Annotated in this window: 14 protein-coding genes; 8 read left to right on the forward strand and 6 right to left on the reverse strand. The window is 60.9% G+C overall.

Features of this window, described 5'->3' with window-relative positions; all coding sequences use genetic code 11:
- Positions 1-2 precede the first annotated feature (2 nt).
- Genes ACZ5WW_RS17505 through ACZ5WW_RS17525 form a run of 5 tightly spaced genes read left to right on the forward strand, consistent with a single transcriptional unit; the run spans position 3 to position 7,245 of the window.
- Positions 3-1,457, forward strand: coding sequence for a type III PLP-dependent enzyme domain-containing protein (locus tag ACZ5WW_RS17505; RefSeq protein ID WP_377165880.1), 1,455 nt, complete (start codon positions 3-5; stop codon positions 1,455-1,457).
- Positions 1,454-3,730, forward strand: coding sequence for an urea transporter (locus ACZ5WW_RS17510; RefSeq protein ID WP_464694168.1), 2,277 nt, complete (start codon positions 1,454-1,456; stop codon positions 3,728-3,730). Before ACZ5WW_RS17505 ends, ACZ5WW_RS17510 begins: the two co-directional genes overlap by 4 nt.
- A gap of 19 nt (positions 3,731-3,749) precedes the next feature.
- Positions 3,750-4,391: a tetratricopeptide repeat protein gene (locus ACZ5WW_RS17515; RefSeq protein WP_377165876.1), complete on the forward strand. Its 642-nt coding sequence runs from the start codon at positions 3,750-3,752 to the stop codon at positions 4,389-4,391.
- Positions 4,392-4,411: 20 nt separating this feature from the next.
- Positions 4,412-5,737, forward strand: coding sequence for a phenylacetate--CoA ligase family protein (locus ACZ5WW_RS17520; RefSeq protein ID WP_377165874.1), 1,326 nt, complete (start codon positions 4,412-4,414; stop codon positions 5,735-5,737).
- Positions 5,734-7,245 (forward strand): urea transporter, encoded by a 1,512-nt coding sequence (locus tag ACZ5WW_RS17525; protein WP_377165872.1) that lies wholly within the window; start codon positions 5,734-5,736, stop codon positions 7,243-7,245. The genes ACZ5WW_RS17520 and ACZ5WW_RS17525 overlap by 4 nt, the downstream gene beginning before the upstream one ends.
- Here ACZ5WW_RS17525 and ACZ5WW_RS17530 read toward each other — a convergent pair.
- Positions 7,198-8,064, reverse strand: coding sequence for a hypothetical protein (locus ACZ5WW_RS17530; RefSeq protein WP_377165870.1), 867 nt, complete (start codon positions 8,062-8,064; stop codon positions 7,198-7,200). The genes ACZ5WW_RS17525 and ACZ5WW_RS17530 overlap by 48 nt on opposite strands.
- 55 nt (positions 8,065-8,119) lie before the next feature.
- On the opposite strand from ACZ5WW_RS17530, the gene ACZ5WW_RS17535 reads away from it, so the two are divergent.
- Positions 8,120-9,418, forward strand: a complete 1,299-nt coding sequence (locus ACZ5WW_RS17535; protein ID WP_377165868.1) for a PQQ-binding-like beta-propeller repeat protein — start codon at positions 8,120-8,122, stop codon at positions 9,416-9,418.
- A gap of 118 nt (positions 9,419-9,536) precedes the next feature.
- Here ACZ5WW_RS17535 and ACZ5WW_RS17540 read toward each other — a convergent pair whose 3' ends face one another.
- The 4 genes from ACZ5WW_RS17540 to ACZ5WW_RS17555 all read right to left on the reverse strand — a co-directional run bounded on the left by ACZ5WW_RS17540 (position 9,537) and on the right by ACZ5WW_RS17555 (position 14,613).
- Positions 9,537-10,661, reverse strand: coding sequence for an SGNH/GDSL hydrolase family protein (locus ACZ5WW_RS17540; protein ID WP_377165866.1), 1,125 nt, complete (start codon positions 10,659-10,661; stop codon positions 9,537-9,539).
- 88 nt (positions 10,662-10,749) lie between these two features.
- Positions 10,750-11,328 carry a hypothetical protein gene (locus tag ACZ5WW_RS17545; RefSeq protein WP_377165864.1) on the reverse strand — a complete coding sequence of 193 codons (579 nt, stop codon included), beginning with the start codon at positions 11,326-11,328 and terminating at the stop codon, positions 10,750-10,752.
- A gap of 412 nt (positions 11,329-11,740) precedes the next feature.
- The gene (locus ACZ5WW_RS17550; protein ID WP_377165862.1) at positions 11,741-13,963 is read right to left on the reverse strand and encodes a DUF1549 and DUF1553 domain-containing protein; all 2,223 of its coding nucleotides are present in this window, start codon (positions 13,961-13,963) and stop codon (positions 11,741-11,743) included.
- Positions 13,964-14,034: 71 nt separating this feature from the next.
- Positions 14,035-14,613, reverse strand: coding sequence for a single-stranded DNA-binding protein (locus ACZ5WW_RS17555; RefSeq protein WP_377165860.1), 579 nt, complete (start codon positions 14,611-14,613; stop codon positions 14,035-14,037).
- 87 nt (positions 14,614-14,700) lie between these two features.
- On the opposite strand from ACZ5WW_RS17555, the gene ACZ5WW_RS17560 reads away from it, so the two are divergent.
- Positions 14,701-15,594, forward strand: a complete 894-nt coding sequence (locus ACZ5WW_RS17560; RefSeq protein WP_377165858.1) for a tyrosine recombinase — start codon at positions 14,701-14,703, stop codon at positions 15,592-15,594.
- On the opposite strand, the gene ACZ5WW_RS17565 is transcribed toward ACZ5WW_RS17560, so the two are convergent.
- Positions 15,579-16,481 (reverse strand): phosphatidylserine decarboxylase, encoded by a 903-nt coding sequence (locus ACZ5WW_RS17565; protein WP_377165856.1) that lies wholly within the window; start codon positions 16,479-16,481, stop codon positions 15,579-15,581. The two genes, ACZ5WW_RS17560 and ACZ5WW_RS17565, sit on opposite strands and share 16 nt — an antisense overlap.
- 103 nt (positions 16,482-16,584) lie before the next feature.
- Here ACZ5WW_RS17565 and ACZ5WW_RS17570 point away from each other — a divergent pair, with 103 nt between their 5' ends.
- The gene (locus ACZ5WW_RS17570) at positions 16,585-18,387 is read left to right on the forward strand and encodes a hypothetical protein (RefSeq protein WP_377165854.1); all 1,803 of its coding nucleotides are present in this window, start codon (positions 16,585-16,587) and stop codon (positions 18,385-18,387) included.
- The last annotated feature ends 72 nt before the right edge of the window (positions 18,388-18,459 follow it).

Here is an 18,459-nt window from a genome sequence, read left to right on the forward strand (position 1 = left end):
CCATGCAAACGCTTCAGCCCTACACTCCGCCGACGATCACCCGTCATCTCAGCGGCCAGAACAGCGCCGCCAACCGCAACCGCCATGCCCATGGCCTCAGCAGCAATGTCTGCGAACGCATCGAAGGTGTGCCTGTGGCCGATCTCGCCGCACGCTTCGGCTCGCCGCTCTTCGTCTTCTCCGAACGCACCTTGCGTGAAAAAATTCAGCGCGCGCGCGAAGCCTTTGAAAGCCGCTATCCCAGTACCCGCTTTGCCTGGAGTTATAAGACAAACTATCTCAACGCCATCTGCCGCGTCTTCCACAGCGAAGGCTCCATTGCCGAAGTGGTGAGCGAGTTTGAGTATGAAAAGGCGCGCCGCAACGGTGTGGCCGGGAGAGACATCATCTTCAACGGCCCGCACAAAACCCGTGCGGGGCTCGAGCTCGCCGTCAGCGAAGGCGCTATGATCCAGGTGGACAACTGGGATGAGCTTCTGCTGCTCGATGCCATCGCCAAGGAAACAGGCCGCGGCATTGACATCGCCATCCGATGCTGGCTCGACGCAGGCATTCTGCCCGTGTGGAGCAAGTTTGGCTTTGGTGTGGAAAATGGCGAGGCGTGGCGCGCCATACGCCGGATCGCGGAGAGCAAGGGGCGTCTGAACCTGCAGGGGCTGCACACCCACATCGGTACATACATCCTTGAGCCGAATGCGTACAAAGTCGCGGCGGAGAAGCTCATCACTCTGATGGAGCGCTGCCGTGAGAGCTACGGGTGGTCTCTGAAGTATCTCAACCTTGGCGGCGGGTTCCCCTCCCTCAGCACGCTGCATTACTCCTACCAGCCTGCGGAGCAAGTGGTGCCGCCGATTGAAAAATACGCAGACGCCATCGCGGGTGCGCTGAACACGCTGCCGAGGGACCGCCGCCCGCGCCTGTATCTGGAAAGCGGACGCGCGCTTGTGGATGAAGCGGGCTATCTCATCACCAGCATTGTTGCCGTGAAGCAGTCCGGCGCCTCCGGTCCGATCACGCTCGCAGGGAAGGCGGCAAAGGCTCCTGCCTACATGCCTGAATCCAACGGTGCCGCGTATGTCATCGACACCGGGATCAACATGCTCTACAGCGGCAACTGGTATCGCTTCAATGTGAAGCCCGCCAAGGCGCAGCGTGAGAGCGCCCAGCAGCCCGTCAAGCTCTATGGCTGTCTGTGCATGAACATCGACGTCATTCGTGAGCAGGTCTCCCTTCCGGCGATGACCACGGGCGATCATCTCGTCATGCATCCGGTCGGAGCCTACAACATCACGCAGAGCATGCAGTTCATCACCTACCGGCCGGCAGTGGTCATGATTGGGCTTGATGGCCGGGTCGATGTCATCCGCGAACGTGAAGATCTCGACTACGTGCAGCGGCTGGAGCGTGTGCCTGAACATCTGCTCACCCGTCGCGTCATTGATTCTTCAACGCCATGAACACGGAAGCCCCGTCAACCCTCCCAGGAATGACCATTCTCGAAGAGACCGGCCCTAGGCCATTCTCCAGATGGAGAAGCGGCGCCGTACGTGCGGCAGCTTTTGCCAACAATCAGCTGCCGCAGCTGAAAATTTTCTCCACACTGCTGCTCGAGGTTTGCCGTGCGGCCAGCTCTGTTTTCCTTTGCGGCAGCTGGCAAACTGGAGCGCTGCTCTGCGCCACGCTGCTGTTCATGCCACGTTACTTTGCATTTGCTGTCAGTGCCTGCCTGCTCGGTAGCTTTGTGGCACAGCTGCTGCATCTGCCAGCATCCATGCGCAAGGATGGCACATTGCTCTACAATGTGCTTCTGAGTGCTCTCGCAGTTGCCTGGATCACACGAGGCTCAGAGCTGACGGCTCCGGCCATCTGGGGCATGCTGGCTGTTGTCACAGTTTACACGCTGCTTCTGTCAGCGGCGCTTTGGCATTGGTTTCCGCTGCGTGCCGGCCTGCCGCCTCTAAGCAGTGCTTTCGTCATCGTCTTTGGCACTTTGCTGACATTTTTCCCGCGCTGGGCGGCGGGCACTGCACTGCTGGACATGGGGCTGCCGGAGGAGCCTGAACTGCCGTTCGCCGTCGCCTCATTTTTACGCAGCATGGGCACGGTTTTGTTTCTGCCAAACGTGTGGGCTGGCATCGCAGTGACTTTGGCCATTCTTGTCTGGTCACGCATCGCCATGCTCAATGCCATTGCTGGCTATGCGGGTGGCATCCTGATCGTGAAATTGCTCGAAGCCAGCGGCCTGCACTGGCTTGGCTGGTTTGCCGGGCACAATTATCTGCTGGCTGGCATGGCGCTGGGAGCAGTCTATTTCGTGCCTTCCTGGAGCAGTCTGTTTCTTGCCTTTTTGGCCGGTGCCGTTGCTGCACTGCACGTCGCGGCGGTGCAGCACTTTCTGCGCGGCTCCGGCTGGGAGTATCTTCCGCTGCCCTACCTGGCCACGATCTGGAGCATGCTCTGCTGTCTGCGCCTGCGCGAAAAGCCCGGGGCGCTGCTGCCTGCCAGCGGTGTGTTCGAAAATCCTGAGGCGGCCGCAGCCGCAGTGGCGCTGGCAAACGCCCGCTTTCCTCATCGCCATGTAAGCCATGTGCTGCTGCCCACGGCGCGCGAGGTCACTGTGACCCAGGGGTTTGATGACAGGCTGAGTCATCGTGGTGACTGGAAGCATGCGCTCGACTTTGAAGTGCATGATGCCGCTGGCAATGCCTGCCCGCCTGGCTGCGATGATGACCTGAGCCGCTATTACACACAGGGCCTCGAGGTGCGCGCGCCAGGAGCCGGTGAAATCATCCGCGTCGTCGATGGTGTGGCCGACAATGCGCCCGGTGGCTGCAACTTTGCCAGCAACTGGGGCAACCACCTTGTTCTGAGACTCGACTATGGAGGCACCGTGAAGCTCGCGCACTTCATGAAAAACGGCATCGTCGTTAAATGCGGCCAGCGCGTGGGTGCGGGAGAGCTGCTGGGCTACTGCGGCAACTCAGGCCGCAGCCCGGTGCCGCACATCCACCTGCACAATCAGGCTGGCTCAGAGACCGGTGCGCCAACCGTTCCCTTCTGCCTCACGAACATTTTTACACGCACGGCCGAAGGCATGCGCTGGAGCTTTGCCTGCGTGCCCAAGGTGGGAGAGCGGATTGCCCCGGCCACGGTTTCCGTCACCGTGCTGGGCATGCTGGCTCATTTTGCTCCGGGAGTGGCCACCTATCGTGTTTGCACAGCGGGATCGACCTCGTTTGAATCCATGACCATGACGCTCGATGAATCGGGCCGTTATCGTTTCAGCAGCGGGGGCGAGTCTCTCACTGCGGTTCTCGGTCTGCATGCGTTGCAGATCACTGAAAGCCGTCTCAGCGGACGTTCTAAGCTCCTGAGCTACCTTTCGTTCGCCATGCCCACCGTGCCATTCGCTTATCAGAGCGGCATGAACTGGGAGGATCATGTCGCTTTGCCGGCCAGGCACGGCCGGGCATTAGCGGGCGTTTTCGCGCCTTATCTGGGGCTGCGCACACAGCGTGTCACCTCCCGCCATGCGTTGCATCCCACCACCCAGCGTCTGCACCTTGCCACCCTTCTTGACTCCCCTCCGGATGACCTCCCGCAGGAGATCGAATTCACTCTCGAGCCCATCTGCGGTCTCACCTGCCTTTCGGCACATTTGAAAGGCTGCGACCACACTTTCACGCAAACCAGCTTCACCCCCACACTGCCGAATGGCGAAACCGAATAAACCACCTGCCTCCCTGACCATGAAAACACATCTTCTCTTCATCACCCTCGCCTGCGCCACTGCAGTGAATGCCGCAGACAAACTGGCTTCCATCTCCGAGTCCTGGCAGCAGTCCCTCACCGAGGAGGCCAGCAACAATTATGCCGCGGCACTCGAGAGCGTCCTGGCGTTCAAAAGCGCCGGTGGAGAAACTTACCTGGCTGCGGTGCGTGCAGGCTGGCTCTCCTATCTCAACAAGGACTACACCAAGGCGGTCCAGTATTACACAACAGCGGCCAAGCAGGAGCCGCGTGCCCTCACTCCACACCTGGGCATGATGAGCGTGTTCCAGGCGCAGGCTCAGCCCGAAAACGTTCTGCGTGAGGCGCGCGAGATTCTGAAAATTGACCAGTTCCATCGCCCAACGCTGCTCATTGCAGGCGAAATTCTCTTCAACCAGCAGGAATATCGCAAAGCCGAGACTTACTTTGAGCGTGCCTACAAGCTGCAGCCTGAAGACCCCATCGGCATGAGCTGGTTTGGCTGGTCTCAGATCAACCAGGGGCAGGCCCGACTCGCCGCGCCCTTGTTTGAAAGGCTCATGGAAATCAATCCTGACGGCTACATGGTGCGTGATGGTTTCGCCATGACTCATCCCGGACCGCCTCCTGGTCAGCGTTGAGACTCAGGAGGAAGCCTCCCATGCACACTCCCGCCCAGATTCGCGTCCGTGGTCGGCATCTTCATGCCGCCCTCGACCAGGTGATTGAACAGAGGAGATGGAGCTCGCAGAAGCGGCGGGCGTACCAGTGGCGCATGCTGCGCGCCCTGGTGCAGCATGCGCATGATCACATTCCGCTCTATCAGCGGCTGTTTGCCAAGACGGGATTCACCCCCGCGATCCTCGGCGACTGGGACGATCTTTCGAAGCTCCCAATCCTCAGCAAAGCGGACCTGCGGGCAGCCACACGGGAGGATTTGATCGCCAAGGACATCTGTGGTGAGGTTCGCTGGCTGGCTTCCTCTGGCTCCACCGGAATTCCGGCCAGCATGGCTCGCACAGAACTGTCGCTCTGGCATTACATGGCTTGCAACACGGCACTGTTCTACGAGTGGTGCCAGGGCAGGCCGCTCAGCAATGGTCTCTATCTCGTCGATATGGCTCCAGACAGCATCGACTTTGCCACCGCTGACCTCCTGCGCACGACCGTGCCGGATTCACGTATTTTTTCCGTGCACGATCCCGTCTCCAAACTCTCGCGCGAACTTCTGAAAGCCGCGCCAGAATTCATTTCCTCCTACCCATCCACCCTTCGTGCGATCGCGCTGGATCTTCGCGCACAAAAAACCGTCATGGGCAAGACCCGTCTCATCCATCTTACCTCGGAGATGCTGGATGCCCACACGCGGCATTTGCTGGGGCAGGTCTTTCCAAATGCACGCCTCATTGAAACTTATACCAGCACAGAAGGTGGCCTTGTCGCCTGGCAGTGCGTGCAGGGCTCATGCTGGCACATAGCGGAGGGCAATGTTCTCTGCGAGATCGTGGATGAAAATGGTCAGCCAACCTCCGGGCTCGGACACATTGTCATCACGGATCTCACCAATACGGCCACTCCGATTCTGCGCTACGGCGGGCTGGGTGATCTGGCCCGCTGGGAGCCTGAGCCCTGTGCCTGTGGCAGCAGTGCACGCAGCATCCGGCAGATCGAAGGCCGAAGGGCCGCCATGCTGTGTGCTCCCGGAGGGAACTGGGTGTCGCCTTATGTGATCACGAATGCCATCGAGGCGGTTCCTGGCCTGGCTCAGTATCAGGTTTTGCAAAAGCAGCCCGGCCTGCTCGAGGTGCGAATGGTGGCTGAGGCCGGGGCCGCGTGTCACCTGGTTGAAAAAGGAGTGAAAAGCGCGATCGAAGCCGCGCTCGGCAGCCCGGTCGAATTGCAGCTAAGCTTCGTTTCCACGATTGCCGCGCCTCCGGGATCGCATAAGGTGCCGCTGGTGATTTCAGAACTTTCCCTTGCCGCATGAACCGAATGCTCGACCACACTCTGCGTGGTTACGGGCAGATGCTCGTGGCGAACAGCCGCATCACTGGTGTTTGTGTGATCATCGGGCTGTTTGTTCTTTCCATGGAGACTGCGTTGATGAGCCTGGCCGGTGCGCTGCTCATCTCCGCATTCGCGCACTGGCGTGCGCAGGATGACAGCGTGCTCAAGACCGGGCTCTTCAGTGTCAATGGCGCGCTTCTGGGTGCTTTTTGGCATCTTTTTCCGCAGGTGCCTCTCTGGACACAGGCGCTCGCCACGGTGCTCGGCTGTGCCGGCATGGCCTTTGTGTTTGTGCCTATGGCAGAGCGTATGCACGAAAAAAGGTCTCCCTATGTCCTTTTCAGCCTGCCTTATGTCGCCGCGGCCTGGGCAGTGCTGACGGCGTTGATTTTTTTTGGTGTCCATGATGCCGAGCTCACACGCGGCTGGCGTGAGCTCCTCGCCAACCGTTTTGAAAAAGCGGAAAAGCACTTTCTCAACACGGAAGTCAGCACCGATATGGCGGAGGCTTATCGCTGCGCGGGGCTCGGCTGGAGTTTGTATCGCCGCGGGGACCAGCCCGGTGCGCAGACGGCTTTTTCGAGAGTGCTCTCCCTCAAAATTGGAGTCGCGGATGCCTATGATGGCCTGGGCTGGAGCCGCTTTCGTCAGGGACGCTATGATGATGCAGCGCTGGCGTTTCGGCGTGCCGTTGCACTGGATTCGTTTTTTGCCGACTCATGGGATGGTCTCGGCTGGTGTGCGTTGCAGGCTGGCAAGCCGGACGAGGCCCGCCATCACTTCACCACGGCTGCACTCTGCGCCCCGTTTTTTGCAGACGCCTACACGGGCTTTGCTGCGACCTTGTCCGGAGGGAGTGTCCAGAAATATGCAAAATCATGGGGAGGCTTTCTCAGCAGCCATCTCAGCCAGAAGACACAGTTTATCTCGACCCGTGTGCTGCTTTGCTGGCTCTGGTTTTTCATTGGCATCCTCTGGCATTCACGCACAAGCGCCATGGTGGCTCTTTCGGCTGTCCTGGTCTGTGTGGCGGGCTCATGGTGGATGCCTGTCTTTGGTGACCCTGCCTTCGCCATAAACGTGGTTGTTCTTGCTCTGGCTTTAGGCGGCCACTATCTGCGGCTTAATGCAAAGACGGTCGTCTGGATGCTGGCCGTCACTCTGGCAATGGCGCTTGTGTGGGAGCCTCTCACCGGCGCTTTGCTCCGCCTGGCATTGCTGCCGCTCTGCCTGCCGTTCAATGCAGCGCTTCTTGGCAGCGTCGCCTTCTTTGGCTGGCTGCACCGCCGCGGCCTGCGGGATGAGCGCGTCCCCATAGACTGGGCGTCCTGCACGCCCGCGCAGATCCGCGTTTTTTCAGCACAAAAAGAAGTGGCAGACGGCTGCTGGAACAGGCTTAACAAAGCAGATGAGGAGAGCGCGCAGCCACCGGCTGTGTCTTCACCTCAGCTTTCGTCCGAAGTGAACCTCAAAGTAAACGCCCAGTGATTCTGCCAGCGCAACGGCAAAGCGGCGCTGATGTTCAGGCGTGTCACGCACATTGTTCCAAGGGCACTCCACCTGGATGGCGCTCACAGTGCCGCCTTTGCGCGAGCCATGGGCTGAGACGTCATACACGCCGCTGAAGTAGCCGGCCATGAAGGCCGGGCTGGTTTTGGACGGGCTCGGCAGACAGCGGAATCCCTGTGACTCCAGCAGTCCGCCAAGACTCTGCGGTCCTCGCACCAGTTCAGCGAAACTTTGTGGCGAGCGCTTGTCCAGATCTCGGATGCAGCTGGAGGCGATCAGAGCTGCATCAGCGTTCAGTTCAGCATCGGAATGCTTCAGCTGATCACCCTGGATGAGGTAGCCGAGTTCGATGCGCTGGTCGAGATGGCGGTGGCCATGAATGTCCAGCAGCAGCCCCATGCCGCTCTTCTTCATCACGCTGTCACAGGCTTTTTGTGCGCTGTCATGAAAACGGTGCCAGGCGGCGATGGAAATCGGATCCCCCTGCGCCGCTTCTTCCAGCTCCCGGTTTGGGTCAAGTTTTGTGCGGTGTAGCCGCGAGATAATCGCATGAGGCTTGCCGCCATAGCGAGTCGCCAGCTCCTCGATGATCATCTCAGCCAGTGGGATGGTGTTGGAGTCGGTGCCTGTGACGCCGTAGCGCCTCGCCAGCACGTTTGCTGGTTTCAGGCTGCCGCCATGGGGCACCGTGAGGATGATCGGCAGGGTTCCCGGGCGCACTTCGATGTAAGTTTCGAGTTCAGCCGTCTGGGCCTGCAGTACACCCGCGGAAACAAAAAGAAAAAACAGGATGCGCATGATCGCTGCCAGTGAAAGACAGTTCCTCGCGTACTGCCACGTTTTTTCTCGCATCATGATGACCCGACTGCTGCCCGCCCTCCTGCTTCTCTCCACTGCTTCCTATGCCGGCAACTGGCCCGAATGGCGCGGCCCGTCCGCCCAAGGCCATGCCAGTGCTTCAGGTCTGCCGGAGACATGGAGTGAGACCAGCAACGTGGCGTGGAAGACCGCGCTGCCGGGTCGTGGGCACTCGACCCCGGTCATGTGGGGGGAGCAGATTTGGCTGACGACAGCTTTGGAAACCGCCGCCACGGCGGAAGAGGCCAAGCGCAGGCTGGAAACGAACACCGGAGACCAGCCGCTGACGGTGCTGGGCTCTGTGAGCCTGCGTGCTGTCTGCGTGGACCGGGGCAGCGGCAAGATCCTGCACGACATCGAGCTGCTGAATGTGAAGGACCCGCAGTGGGCGCATCAGCTCAACAGCTATGCTTCGCCATCTCCGGTGCTGGAGGAGGGGCGGCTGTATGCGCATTTTGGTTCGTTTGGCACGGTGGCGCTGGATACGAAAACGCTCAAAGTACTGTGGAAAAACCAGGAGCTGAACGTGATGCATGAAAACGGGCCGGGCTCCACGGCGGTGCTGCATGGGGACAGGCTGATCGCGCACTTTGACGGCAGTGATGCGCAGTTCATCGCCGCCTTTGACAAGAACACCGGCAAGCTGGCGTGGAAGACACCGCGCAGCGGCGAGATGGACCCGCGCCCGCAGCAGCGCAAAGCCTATGGCACGCCGCTGGTGGCGACGATCAACGGACAGTCCCAGGTGGTCAGCTCGGCTGCGAACAACATCTATGGCTATGATCCTCAGACCGGCGCAGAGCTGTGGAAGATCCACTATGGAGAGCTGGGCTTTTCCATGTCCACCGTGCCTGTGGTGGATGAGCAGCAGATCTACTTCAGCACAGCATATGGAAAGTCCGCGGTGGTGGCGCTGAAATACGCGGGCCTCAAAACGCCGGAGGTGGCCTGGCGCAACAACAAGAACGCGCCCAAGATGTGCTCACCTGTGCTGCACGACGGCCTGATTTTCTATGTGGATGACGGCGGCATCGTGAGCTGTGTGGACACGAAGACGGGAGAGGCATACTACCGCGAACGCATCGGCGGCAAATACAGCTCCTCGCCGATTCTGGCAGATGGGAAGCTGTACTTCTGCAGCCGTGAGGGTGTCGTGACGATCGTGAACGCGACGAAGGAGTTCAAGATCCTGGCGCAGAACACGATGGATGGCGCGATCATGGCCAGCCCGATCGCGGATGGCGGTGCGCTGTTTATCCGCACGGACAAGGCGCTTTATAAGATCGGGAAGTGAGTCATTTGGGCTGGTGTGTTTGCGTCTGTGGCAGGCGAAGAGAAGAGCACCACTGACAAAAAAGGGCTTCATGGTGTGTTCCATGCAGCCCTTGATGAATTTCGAGAAGACAGATGTCCTACTTCAGCGCCTTGCGCAGCACGGGCTCGAAGATTTCGGCCTGGCGGAGGAAGCCCAGGTCGGTGCCGTGGGAGGCGTCGTTGGAGCCTTCGGCATCAGTGCCGTAGAGCGCGTCTCCTCCGATGTAGTGGAGATTGGCGACTTTTTCCTTCTTGAGCTGCTCGTAGGCGGCCTTGAGGGCGGCATGGTTGTCGTCGTGGAATTTGGCCTTGCCGGGGGTGATCCAGGAGTTGGTGAAGCGGCGGTCTTCGACGAGGATGATGGGGATGGTGGTGTGTTTGGAGCGGAGCTGCTTGACGAGCGGCACGCATTTGGCGGTGACGTCTGCGGGGCCCATGTTGGGCAGGCAGTCGATGACGATGGCGGCGGGGTCGAGTTCGTTGAGAAGGTCTCCCACAGCGGTGTCCATCTTGCCGTTGCCGGAGAAGCCGAGGTTCATCACCGGGCGGTCCAGATGGCGGCCAAGGATGGCGGTGTGAACCATGCCAGGGCGGGAGGCATTGGCGCCATGGGTGATGGAGGTGCCGTAGAAGACGATGGGTTTTTGACGCGGAGCGAGGCCTTCAAATTTGGCACCAGCGGGAACGCCGATCTCCAGTTTTTCCACCCCGTTGTAGAGCGGCAGGTAGGCGGCGAATTCGTGTTCGCCTGGAGCGATGTCGCTGATCATGATGGTCTCGACGTGCTGCTTGTCTGGCTTGGGGCAGGCGACCCAGCGCCACTCGCCTTTGGAGTCGCGTGCATAGAGGTCGAGACCGCTGACACCGGTGGCGGGCATGGCGGGAAGAGCGAGGTTGGCCTTGGAGAGATCGTAGCGGCAGTAGATGGCCTTGGCGTCTGTTTTGAAGCGGACCATCATGCCCGCGCTGTCGCGGCTGAGGCTCCACACGGCAGGAGTGACGGTCTTTTCCGCCTTGGCGGGGAAGCGGTCAAACCAGCGCTTGCGCTCCTGGTCCCCCCAGCCGCGTCCTTCGACGCCCCAGGTGGTCACGTCATGCCATTGCGCATCTGCAGGAATGGTGGGGCCTTTGGGCTTGGTGGCAGGCGCGGGTGCTTTGGGAGGGGCGGTTTGAGCGAGCAGCGAAGTGCTGACCAGGAGGGCGAGTAGAATGGCTGGTTTCATCAGGCGCATCTGTACGTTGGACAGATGCTTGTTCTCACGTCAATCGCGTGGGACAAGGGCATTGATAGATGCGGATGAAGCAGGCTTTTCAGCCACGCACTTTCGCGAGGGCCTTTTTGGTGGCCTCGTAAGCAGTTTTTTCCCAGGCCGGCAGAGAGCTGCGCGCGGCGGGGTTTTTCAGCGGTGGGACAGGGCCCGGGGCCATGGCGAGACTGCTGGCGATGGCTTTGCCGCTGCGTGCGTGAGTCAGAAAGCCGACACTGACACTCTGCTGGCTCATATCGGGCGTTGCCCACACACGAATGACGGTTTTGAGATGGTTGGCTGCAGCAAATTTTTTGACCTCGGCACGCTCATTGAAGGGATTCAGGCGCTGGGGAATCTGCTGCATCTTGGCGAAGGGCACGTAGTCAAAGGCACGGCTGTCGTTGAGAGCACGCTCCACACCTCGGCGTATCGCCTGATGTACACGCAGCTCCTCAGGAGAATCAGATTTGAAAAGAGGCAGAGCACGATCACCCGGGAGATCCCCGGTAGGACCTATGCCGATGGCTCCCGTGCGCACGTAGCGAAGACGGCTGAGGTTGCCTTCCGTGCATGAGGCCAGTGCGGCGGCTGTGAGCAGGCTGGCAAGGAGCAGTGTGAGGCGCTGATAAGTCGAGCTCATGTTGCGTTATGCCACGGAGCCGGGGCTTTGTCATGTGGTAACGGCCACTCAAAACAGCCCCTTGGAAAAGCACCACAAGCCAAACACACCTGCGACCGCGCCTAAAAGCAGAACCGGTCGCATCACCACCCCCCCAGGCCGAGCGAAAATCCGAACAGCAAGCCGCCCCCAACAAGCAGCAGCCCAAGTCCGGCCGCCGCCATTTTGAATGGAGCTGGCTCTGATGAGCGCCATCCGCTCAGCTCGCGCTTTTTCGTACATCTGCCGGGCCTTGGCGGCGGGTATTCCATTGACCTCCAGACGATGAAACACATCGTCACACGGTTCATCCCAGATGAACCATACGTCGCACGCCTTCGTAGATGCGATCTTTGTATTCGTCCGGCATGCACATTTGCCGCGGAGGAGCTTCCTACTTGCAAAGCAAAAACTCCTTGGCGTTTACCAGGCTCCAGGCGATGTCCTCCAGCGCAAGCCGCCGGTCCTTGGCGGAGGCAAGAAGGGCTTCCATGACTTTTGACTCGTCGGCGTTGGGTGCCCGGGTAAGAACAGCCCAGTAGAGATCCCGTATGACGGCGCCGTTGTCTGCATTTTTGGCCAGGGAGTGAAGCCGGTTGTATTTCTGGGAGACTGCGTTGCTGACCACGGGACCGCTGACGAACTGGAAGATCTGGCCGATGGAGGTATCTGCGGTGCGCTCGCACTCGCAGCTCAGTTCGCGTTTGGGACGGCCAAATTGAGCCAAGAAGGCCTCGGGCGACATGGGAGCGGGACCGCCACGGCCATTGGCAGGGCCGGGGATCTGGCTGGCACGGGTGCCGCGTTCCCAGCCATTGAAATCCGGGGTCACGCGCAGTGCTGAGTAAAGAGAATCCAGGAGCTGTTCGGCACTAAGGCGACGGGGCAGGTGATGGGAGTAATTGAGGAGGTCAGCGGCGTTGGTCTGGGTCGGAGTGCTGTCCAGCTGATAGGTGCGGCTCAGCATGATGGTGCGGATGAGATGGCGCAGATCAAAACCGCTGCGGACAAGATCCTGGGCGAGTTCTTCGAGAAGCTGGGGATGACTGGCAGGATTGGTGAGCCGCATGTCATCCACAGGATCGACCAGACCATGGCCCATGAGGTGGTACCAGATGCGGTTGGCCTGGGCTTTGGCGAAGAGGGGATGCTGCGGGCTTGTCAGCCAGTTTGCAGCCGCCTGCAGTTCGTCCTCTTTTTCGGCCAGCCTGGGCATGTCAGCTCCGAGGAACCGGGCCTGCGCCTTCTCGCCCGTGCGCGGATTTTGGAGATTCAGCTTTGCATTCAGAAAGACAACCTGCTCCCCGTTGAACTCATGCTTGTCGCTCTTGTCACGCGGCTTGATGTCTTCGAGTATCTTGTAGTCCACCCGGGCGAAGACTGCCGACCAGTTGTAGTAGTCATCCTGGGTCCAGCGGTCAAAGGGGTGGTTGTGGCACTGTGCGCATTGGAGGCGGGTGCCCAGAAATACCTGCGCCGCAGTGGTGGCGCGCAGCTCGGGGGTGCGGTTGGCGCGGTAAAAGTTCGTCTCGGGCTCATGGTAGGTGCTGCCGCGTGAGGCGAGCATCGCACGCACCATGTCATTGACAGGGCGGTTGCTCGCGATGCAGCTGCGAATCCAGCCATGGAATGCCCGCAGCCCCTTGGTGTCCAGAGTGCGAGATTCCACCTTCAGGACGTCAGACCATTTCAGAGTCCAGTAATCTGCAAACTCAGGCCGGACCATGAGCCGGTCGATCAAACGAGCACGTTTGTCGCGGTGAGTGTCGGCTTCAAAGGCGCGTGCTTCATCTGCGGGCGGGATCATGCCGCAGAGGTCTAGCCAGGCACGGCGTATGAAGACCTCATCGCTGCAGAGCGCGCTGGGGTTCATGCGCAGAGTCCGGAGTTTGCTGAAAATGTGCGAATCGATGTAGTTGCCGGGAAGCGGATGGCTCCAGGTGAAGGCGGGGCTGGCTTTGACAAAAGTCAGCCGTACTGGCACAGAATGGTTCAGGTAACGGACCAGCACGCCAGGTTCGCCAAATTGCAGGCGCCTGACCAGGCCGCTGCGGCTCACCTCCACGAGGCCGTTTTGCAGTGGCTCGTAGATGGAGCGCTCGGTGACGTCACGCTGCGAGCCATTGGCAAATGACGCCTGCACTTTGATCTGCACCCTGTCCTGTGGCTCGTCCAAGACGAGTTCGGAGGGGGTGACAGTCAGCTTGATGACTTCAGGGGCGTCGCTGTCAGCACGCGGCATTCCTGCGGCTATCCAGTCCCGCAGCACCTGGTACTCCCAGGTCTTTGGGTCGAGCTTCCTGCCCCCTTCGTGAGCGATCTGGTTGGATCCTTTCACCAGCAGCAGGCTGCGCTCCGGGGCGAACAAATTCACGCGGCGGCCCGAGACGTCACGGGCGAGCGCCTTAAAATCGAAATCGGGATCCTGGCCACGCAGAGAGAGCTTGAACCCGCCCTTGCCCGTCGCATTCCCATGGCAGGTACCCAGGTTGCACCCTGCTTTCGAGATGGCGGCCATCACATCATTGCGGAAGGACACGGCCTCGGCGGCAGACACCGCAGACGACAAAGCAAGGGTGATGCAAGCACCGACTAAGCTGGGAATGGAGCAGTTCACAGGGCCGCAAATAACGGCTCCCGGGCAGACAGTCTTCCAATCAGGCCGGGCAAAAACACCGGCGCGATTTCTCAAAACGGAATGTCATCATCTTCCATGCCGTCAGTGATCGGGCCTTCACCGAAGTCATCATGCTGCTGGGGTGGCGTTGCCGGACGCTGAGCCGGGCGCTGCTGCTGGGGGGCCGGGCGCTGGGCCGGGCGGGACTGCTGGGGACGATTGTAACCGCCGCCACCGCCACCATAACCGCCGCCGCCTCCGGAGTAGCCACCTTCGTCATCACCACCGCCACCACCGGAAGGAGCGCGGTCGCCACCAGGGCTGCCGAGGAACTGCATCTGCTCGCCTACGACGCGCATGCGGGTGCGCTTCTGGCCGGTCTGCTTGTCCTCCCAGGAATCCATCTGCAGGCGGCCTTCGATGAAGACCGGGCGGCCTTTGTGCAGGTACTTGCCGGCGAGTTCGGCCATCTTGGCCCAGAGCACGACGTCCACAAAGGTCACTTCCTCCACCTTTTCGCCGCTGTCGGAGGTGTACACACGGTTCACGGCGAGACCGATGTCACAGACCGCACTGCCCTTGGGCGTGTAGCGCACTTCGGGGTCGCGGGTCAGATTGCCGATGAGCATGACTTTGTTGTAGGAGGCCATAATGGGGCATCTTTGCCGCCCCCCGTGCCGGAGGGCAAGAATTTTGTCATTCTCGTGACGCGCAAACCCGTGCCATGCTGAGGACCGATGCAGGAACTCATTGACGGCTTCATTCTCCACCTGGCGACCGAGCGGGGTCTGTCCACGAACTACCAACTGCTGGTGCGGCGGGTGCTGGAGGCCTTTGCCTCGTGGTTCCAGACCACACATGACGCCGCAGCTGCGGCGGCTGTGACGACGGACCACCTGAGCGGCTACCTGGCCCAGCGCAAGAAAGACGGCGTGGCGGCCTCTTCTGCGAGGGTCGAGCTCATCGCCCTCAAAATTTTTTTCCGCTGGCTCACAGCCCGGCGGGTCATTGCTGCCGACCCTGCCGACCCCATTCTGCCGCCCCGGCAGGAAAAGCGCCTGCCAGACTCCTTGAACGAGCAGGATGTGCGCAGCCTCGTCGAGTCCGTGAACGGCACGGCCCCGCTGGACCGGCGGGACCGGGCGATTTTGGAGCTGTTTTACGCCAGCGGCGTGCGCCTGTCAGAGCTGGCGGATGCTCGGCTGGAAAATCTCAGCCTGGAGGAGGGCTGGATCCGTGTGACTGGCAAGGGGGGCAAAACCCGGCTTTGCCCCGTAGGCGGCGCGGCACGGGAGGCGATCGCAGCCTATGTGCAGCATGCGCGTCCGGAATTGGTGGGGCCTAAAACCCAGAGCCACATCTTCATCTCGCGTCATGGTGCCAGGCTGACGACCGCCCGCATCCAGCAGATCGTGAAGGAGCGTGCCGCACTTTGCGGCCTGGACCCCGCCCGCGTTCACCCTCACCTGCTGCGGCACAGCTTTGCCACGCACCTGCTGAACAACGGCGCAGACCTGCGCGTGATCCAGGAAATGCTCGGCCATGCAGACATCTCAACCACACAAATTTACACGCATGTGGATCAGGCACGGCTCAAGGAGGTGCACCGGCGGTTTCACCCGAGGGCATGAGCCGCAACGTCTCCCATGCGGGCATACACCTCGCGGCCGGCCCTGCTGTGTTCGAGCAAATCGTCCGAGAACCTTATTTTGCCAGGCTCAAAGATCGTGATGAAGCACGAGCCGCCGAAGCGGAAGTAACCTTTCTCGGCCCCCTTTTGGACCGGGGTCTCCGGCGTGTAGGTTTGCATGATCGAGCCGACACAGGTGGCGCCCACCTCCAGCAGCAGCACATCGCCCAGCCCCGCGCTGCGCAGGAGGGTGATTTCACGTTTGTTTTCCCAGTGGATGCTGGCGCGGCGGCGCAGGGCGATGGGGCTCACCGAATACAGGGGGCCGTTGATCAGGCGGGCGGCTCCCGGGGTGCCTGCGCAGGGAAAGTGAAAGCGGTGGTAGTCCACCGGGCACAGGCGGGAGATCAGCATGCTGCCGTGGCCAAAGCGTTCGGCCAAGCCAGCGTCTCTGAGCAGCGCGGAGAGGTCAAAGCGGGTGCCTTTGATGAAAAAGTCGTCACAACGGGTGATGTCCGGCAGGACCAAGTGGCGGCCGTCCGCAGGGAGGCAGATGACATCGTCTCCCGGGGCTGTGGGCCTGGCCTGCGGCTTGAGCTTGCGGTAAAAGAATTCGTTGAAGGTGCGGAAGGAGTCCGGGGCATCGGCGAATTCGCCGATGTCCACTCCGTAGGAGGCCAGAAACGGGGCGATTTTTGCCCGGCTGGCCGGGGCGTCCATACGGCGTCCATACCAGCGGGAAAAAGCCGCCCTTTTCACCAGCGCATGCAGCGGCAGGGCTCCCAGCGGGTTCTCATAGGTGAAGCGCAGAAAACCCTCCCCATAAACGGCTTCTGTTTCGAGCCGGCCGGTGAGCCGATTGAAAAAAGTGATGGGTGTTGCTGGCATGGGACTTGTTCACATAATGCCAAGCCAAGAAAACGCCACACGAACAAAACTGGCGACAATGCTGATTCGAGGCATAGTCGCGGCCCCTTCCAGCCTGAAACGTATGACCGAAACCGAAGCCAGCCCCGACAACCAGCCGTCAAAATCCAGCGGCTTGGTTGACCTTTCCGATTTGAAACTGATGCCTGCATGGGTGGGCGAGTTCGGCAAGGAAGACAAGATAAAGCAACGCTACGCCGATGCAGAAGACCGCCCGCAGCGCGGTGGCCGTGATGACCGCCGTGGCGGTGGTGGCGGATTCGGAGGCCGTGATGATCGCCGTGGCCCGCCTCCGCGCCGCGATGGCCCTGGCGGTGGTCCGCGTCCGGCAGGGGGCGGCGGTTTCCGCCCTCGTGGAGAAGGCGGCCCGCCGCGCCGTGAGGGTGATGACCGCCGAGGCCCCCCGCGCCGCTTCGGAGATCGCGACCGCTCCGGCCCCCCGCAGCGTGAGTGGGTGGAGATTCCGAAGGACGTGCAGATCACCATTTTCCCTGAGGACAAGGCGGTGGATGCCCTCGCCTCGCACGTGCGCCAGACGGGGCATGCGTTCAGCATGTTCGACGCCTCACGCCTCCTTCTGGCTGGCGGTGACCGCTTTATGGTGCGCTTCCGCTGTGCGGAGGAGCGTGCCACGGGCCTCTACCATGTGCCAGCGGACGGCAGTCTCTTCCTTTCACGTGATGAAGCGCTCAACCATGTGCTGCGCAGTGCCGCACTGGATGAGTTTTACCGTGTGGAGGAGATCGAGCTCGAAGCGCCTAAAGGCGAGTTTGCCTCCGTGGCCGTCTGTGGCATGAGCGGCGAGATCATCGCACCGCCGAGCCACCACAGCTACCAGACCGGCGTCATCCGGCTGCATCGCGAGCGTTTCTCGAACATGCCGCTCGAAGACTTCAAGCGTCGCATCCGTGTGGAGTCCAACCCCGAGCTTGTCGCAAAGTGGAAGGAAAACATGAGCAAAGGCCGCCGCTGGGTGTGCCTCAAGGGCGAAGTGCCCGAGGGCGGTGAGCCGCTCGCGCTGAGCTCCCGTGCCGACATGGAGGCGCATTTCCGCCTCACCTTTGGCAACGACGCCGTCATTGAGGTGCGTGACGCCACCGTGCCAGGAAACATCGACAAGCAGAAGCTCGCGCATGTCTTTTTCATCATGCTGCGCCAGGCGGTGGATGCGGCGCGGAAGCATCTGTTTGAAATTTCCCAGAAGCTCGGTGCCGGGCTGGAACGCCGTGGCTTGAAGCTTTTCAAGCGTCGTGCCGGCAAGCAGTTCGTCTGCCGTGTGAAGCCGCGCGCCATCGAGCCTGGCATGGTTTTCTCAGACCGTCTTGCTCAGATCGTGGAGCAGCTGAAGGTCAGCCATGGCATGCCCATGCAGAAGCTGGTGGAAGCCATCGTGCCGTCTCCCGAAGCCCCGGCTGGTACGGCTCCCGACGCGCCGAAGCACCCCACGGACGAGCAGATTGCCGTCATCAAAGACATTCGCTGGCTCGCCAACGAAGGCTACGTTATCGAATACAGCGACGGCATGGTCTTCCTCGGCGTGCAGGGCGAGCCCGCAGCCGCGAAAAAGGAAGGCGCTGCTGACAAGGAGGCTGCGCCCAAGCCGTCTGCTGAACCTGCACAGGAGTCAGCTCCGGTGGAGGAGTCTCTGGCGGAAGAAGCGATGGCCGAGGAAGCTGAAGTGGCGCTGGCATCTCCGCCAGCCGAAGAGCCTGCCAAGGTCGAAGTGGTCGGAGAACAACCGGCACCCGAGGCTGAGCCTGCGCTGAAAGAACCTCCGACGGAAGAATCCATCGAGGAAACAGTGCTGGCGGAAGAGGCCGAAACCGAGCTGGCAAAATCCTCGGCTGAAGAAGAGGCTGCCCAATAAGCAACGTTTTCAGAGTTCATCTGGCAAGGCCGCGCGGTCAGCGCGGCCTTGTTTTTGTGCGGCGTACTGGCG

Source organism: Prosthecobacter fluviatilis (assembly GCF_055388355.1).

Coding starts and splice junctions, on each gene's coding strand:
- ACZ5WW_RS17505 (WP_377165880.1), top strand. CDS start 3: ATGCAAACGCTTCAGCCCTACACTCCGCCGACGATCACCCGTCATCTC.
- ACZ5WW_RS17510 (WP_464694168.1), top strand. CDS start 1,454: ATGAACACGGAAGCCCCGTCAACCCTCCCAGGAATGACCATTCTCGAA.
- ACZ5WW_RS17515 (WP_377165876.1), top strand. CDS start 3,750: ATGAAAACACATCTTCTCTTCATCACCCTCGCCTGCGCCACTGCAGTG.
- ACZ5WW_RS17520 (WP_377165874.1), top strand. CDS start 4,412: ATGCACACTCCCGCCCAGATTCGCGTCCGTGGTCGGCATCTTCATGCC.
- ACZ5WW_RS17525 (WP_377165872.1), top strand. CDS start 5,734: ATGAACCGAATGCTCGACCACACTCTGCGTGGTTACGGGCAGATGCTC.
- ACZ5WW_RS17530 (WP_377165870.1), bottom strand. CDS start 8,064: ATGCGCATCCTGTTTTTTCTTTTTGTTTCCGCGGGTGTACTGCAGGCC.
- ACZ5WW_RS17535 (WP_377165868.1), top strand. CDS start 8,120: ATGATGACCCGACTGCTGCCCGCCCTCCTGCTTCTCTCCACTGCTTCC.
- ACZ5WW_RS17540 (WP_377165866.1), bottom strand. CDS start 10,661: ATGAAACCAGCCATTCTACTCGCCCTCCTGGTCAGCACTTCGCTGCTC.
- ACZ5WW_RS17545 (WP_377165864.1), bottom strand. CDS start 11,328: ATGAGCTCGACTTATCAGCGCCTCACACTGCTCCTTGCCAGCCTGCTC.
- ACZ5WW_RS17555 (WP_377165860.1), bottom strand. CDS start 14,613: ATGGCCTCCTACAACAAAGTCATGCTCATCGGCAATCTGACCCGCGAC.
- ACZ5WW_RS17560 (WP_377165858.1), top strand. CDS start 14,701: ATGCAGGAACTCATTGACGGCTTCATTCTCCACCTGGCGACCGAGCGG.
- ACZ5WW_RS17565 (WP_377165856.1), bottom strand. CDS start 16,481: ATGCCAGCAACACCCATCACTTTTTTCAATCGGCTCACCGGCCGGCTC.
- ACZ5WW_RS17570 (WP_377165854.1), top strand. CDS start 16,585: ATGACCGAAACCGAAGCCAGCCCCGACAACCAGCCGTCAAAATCCAGC.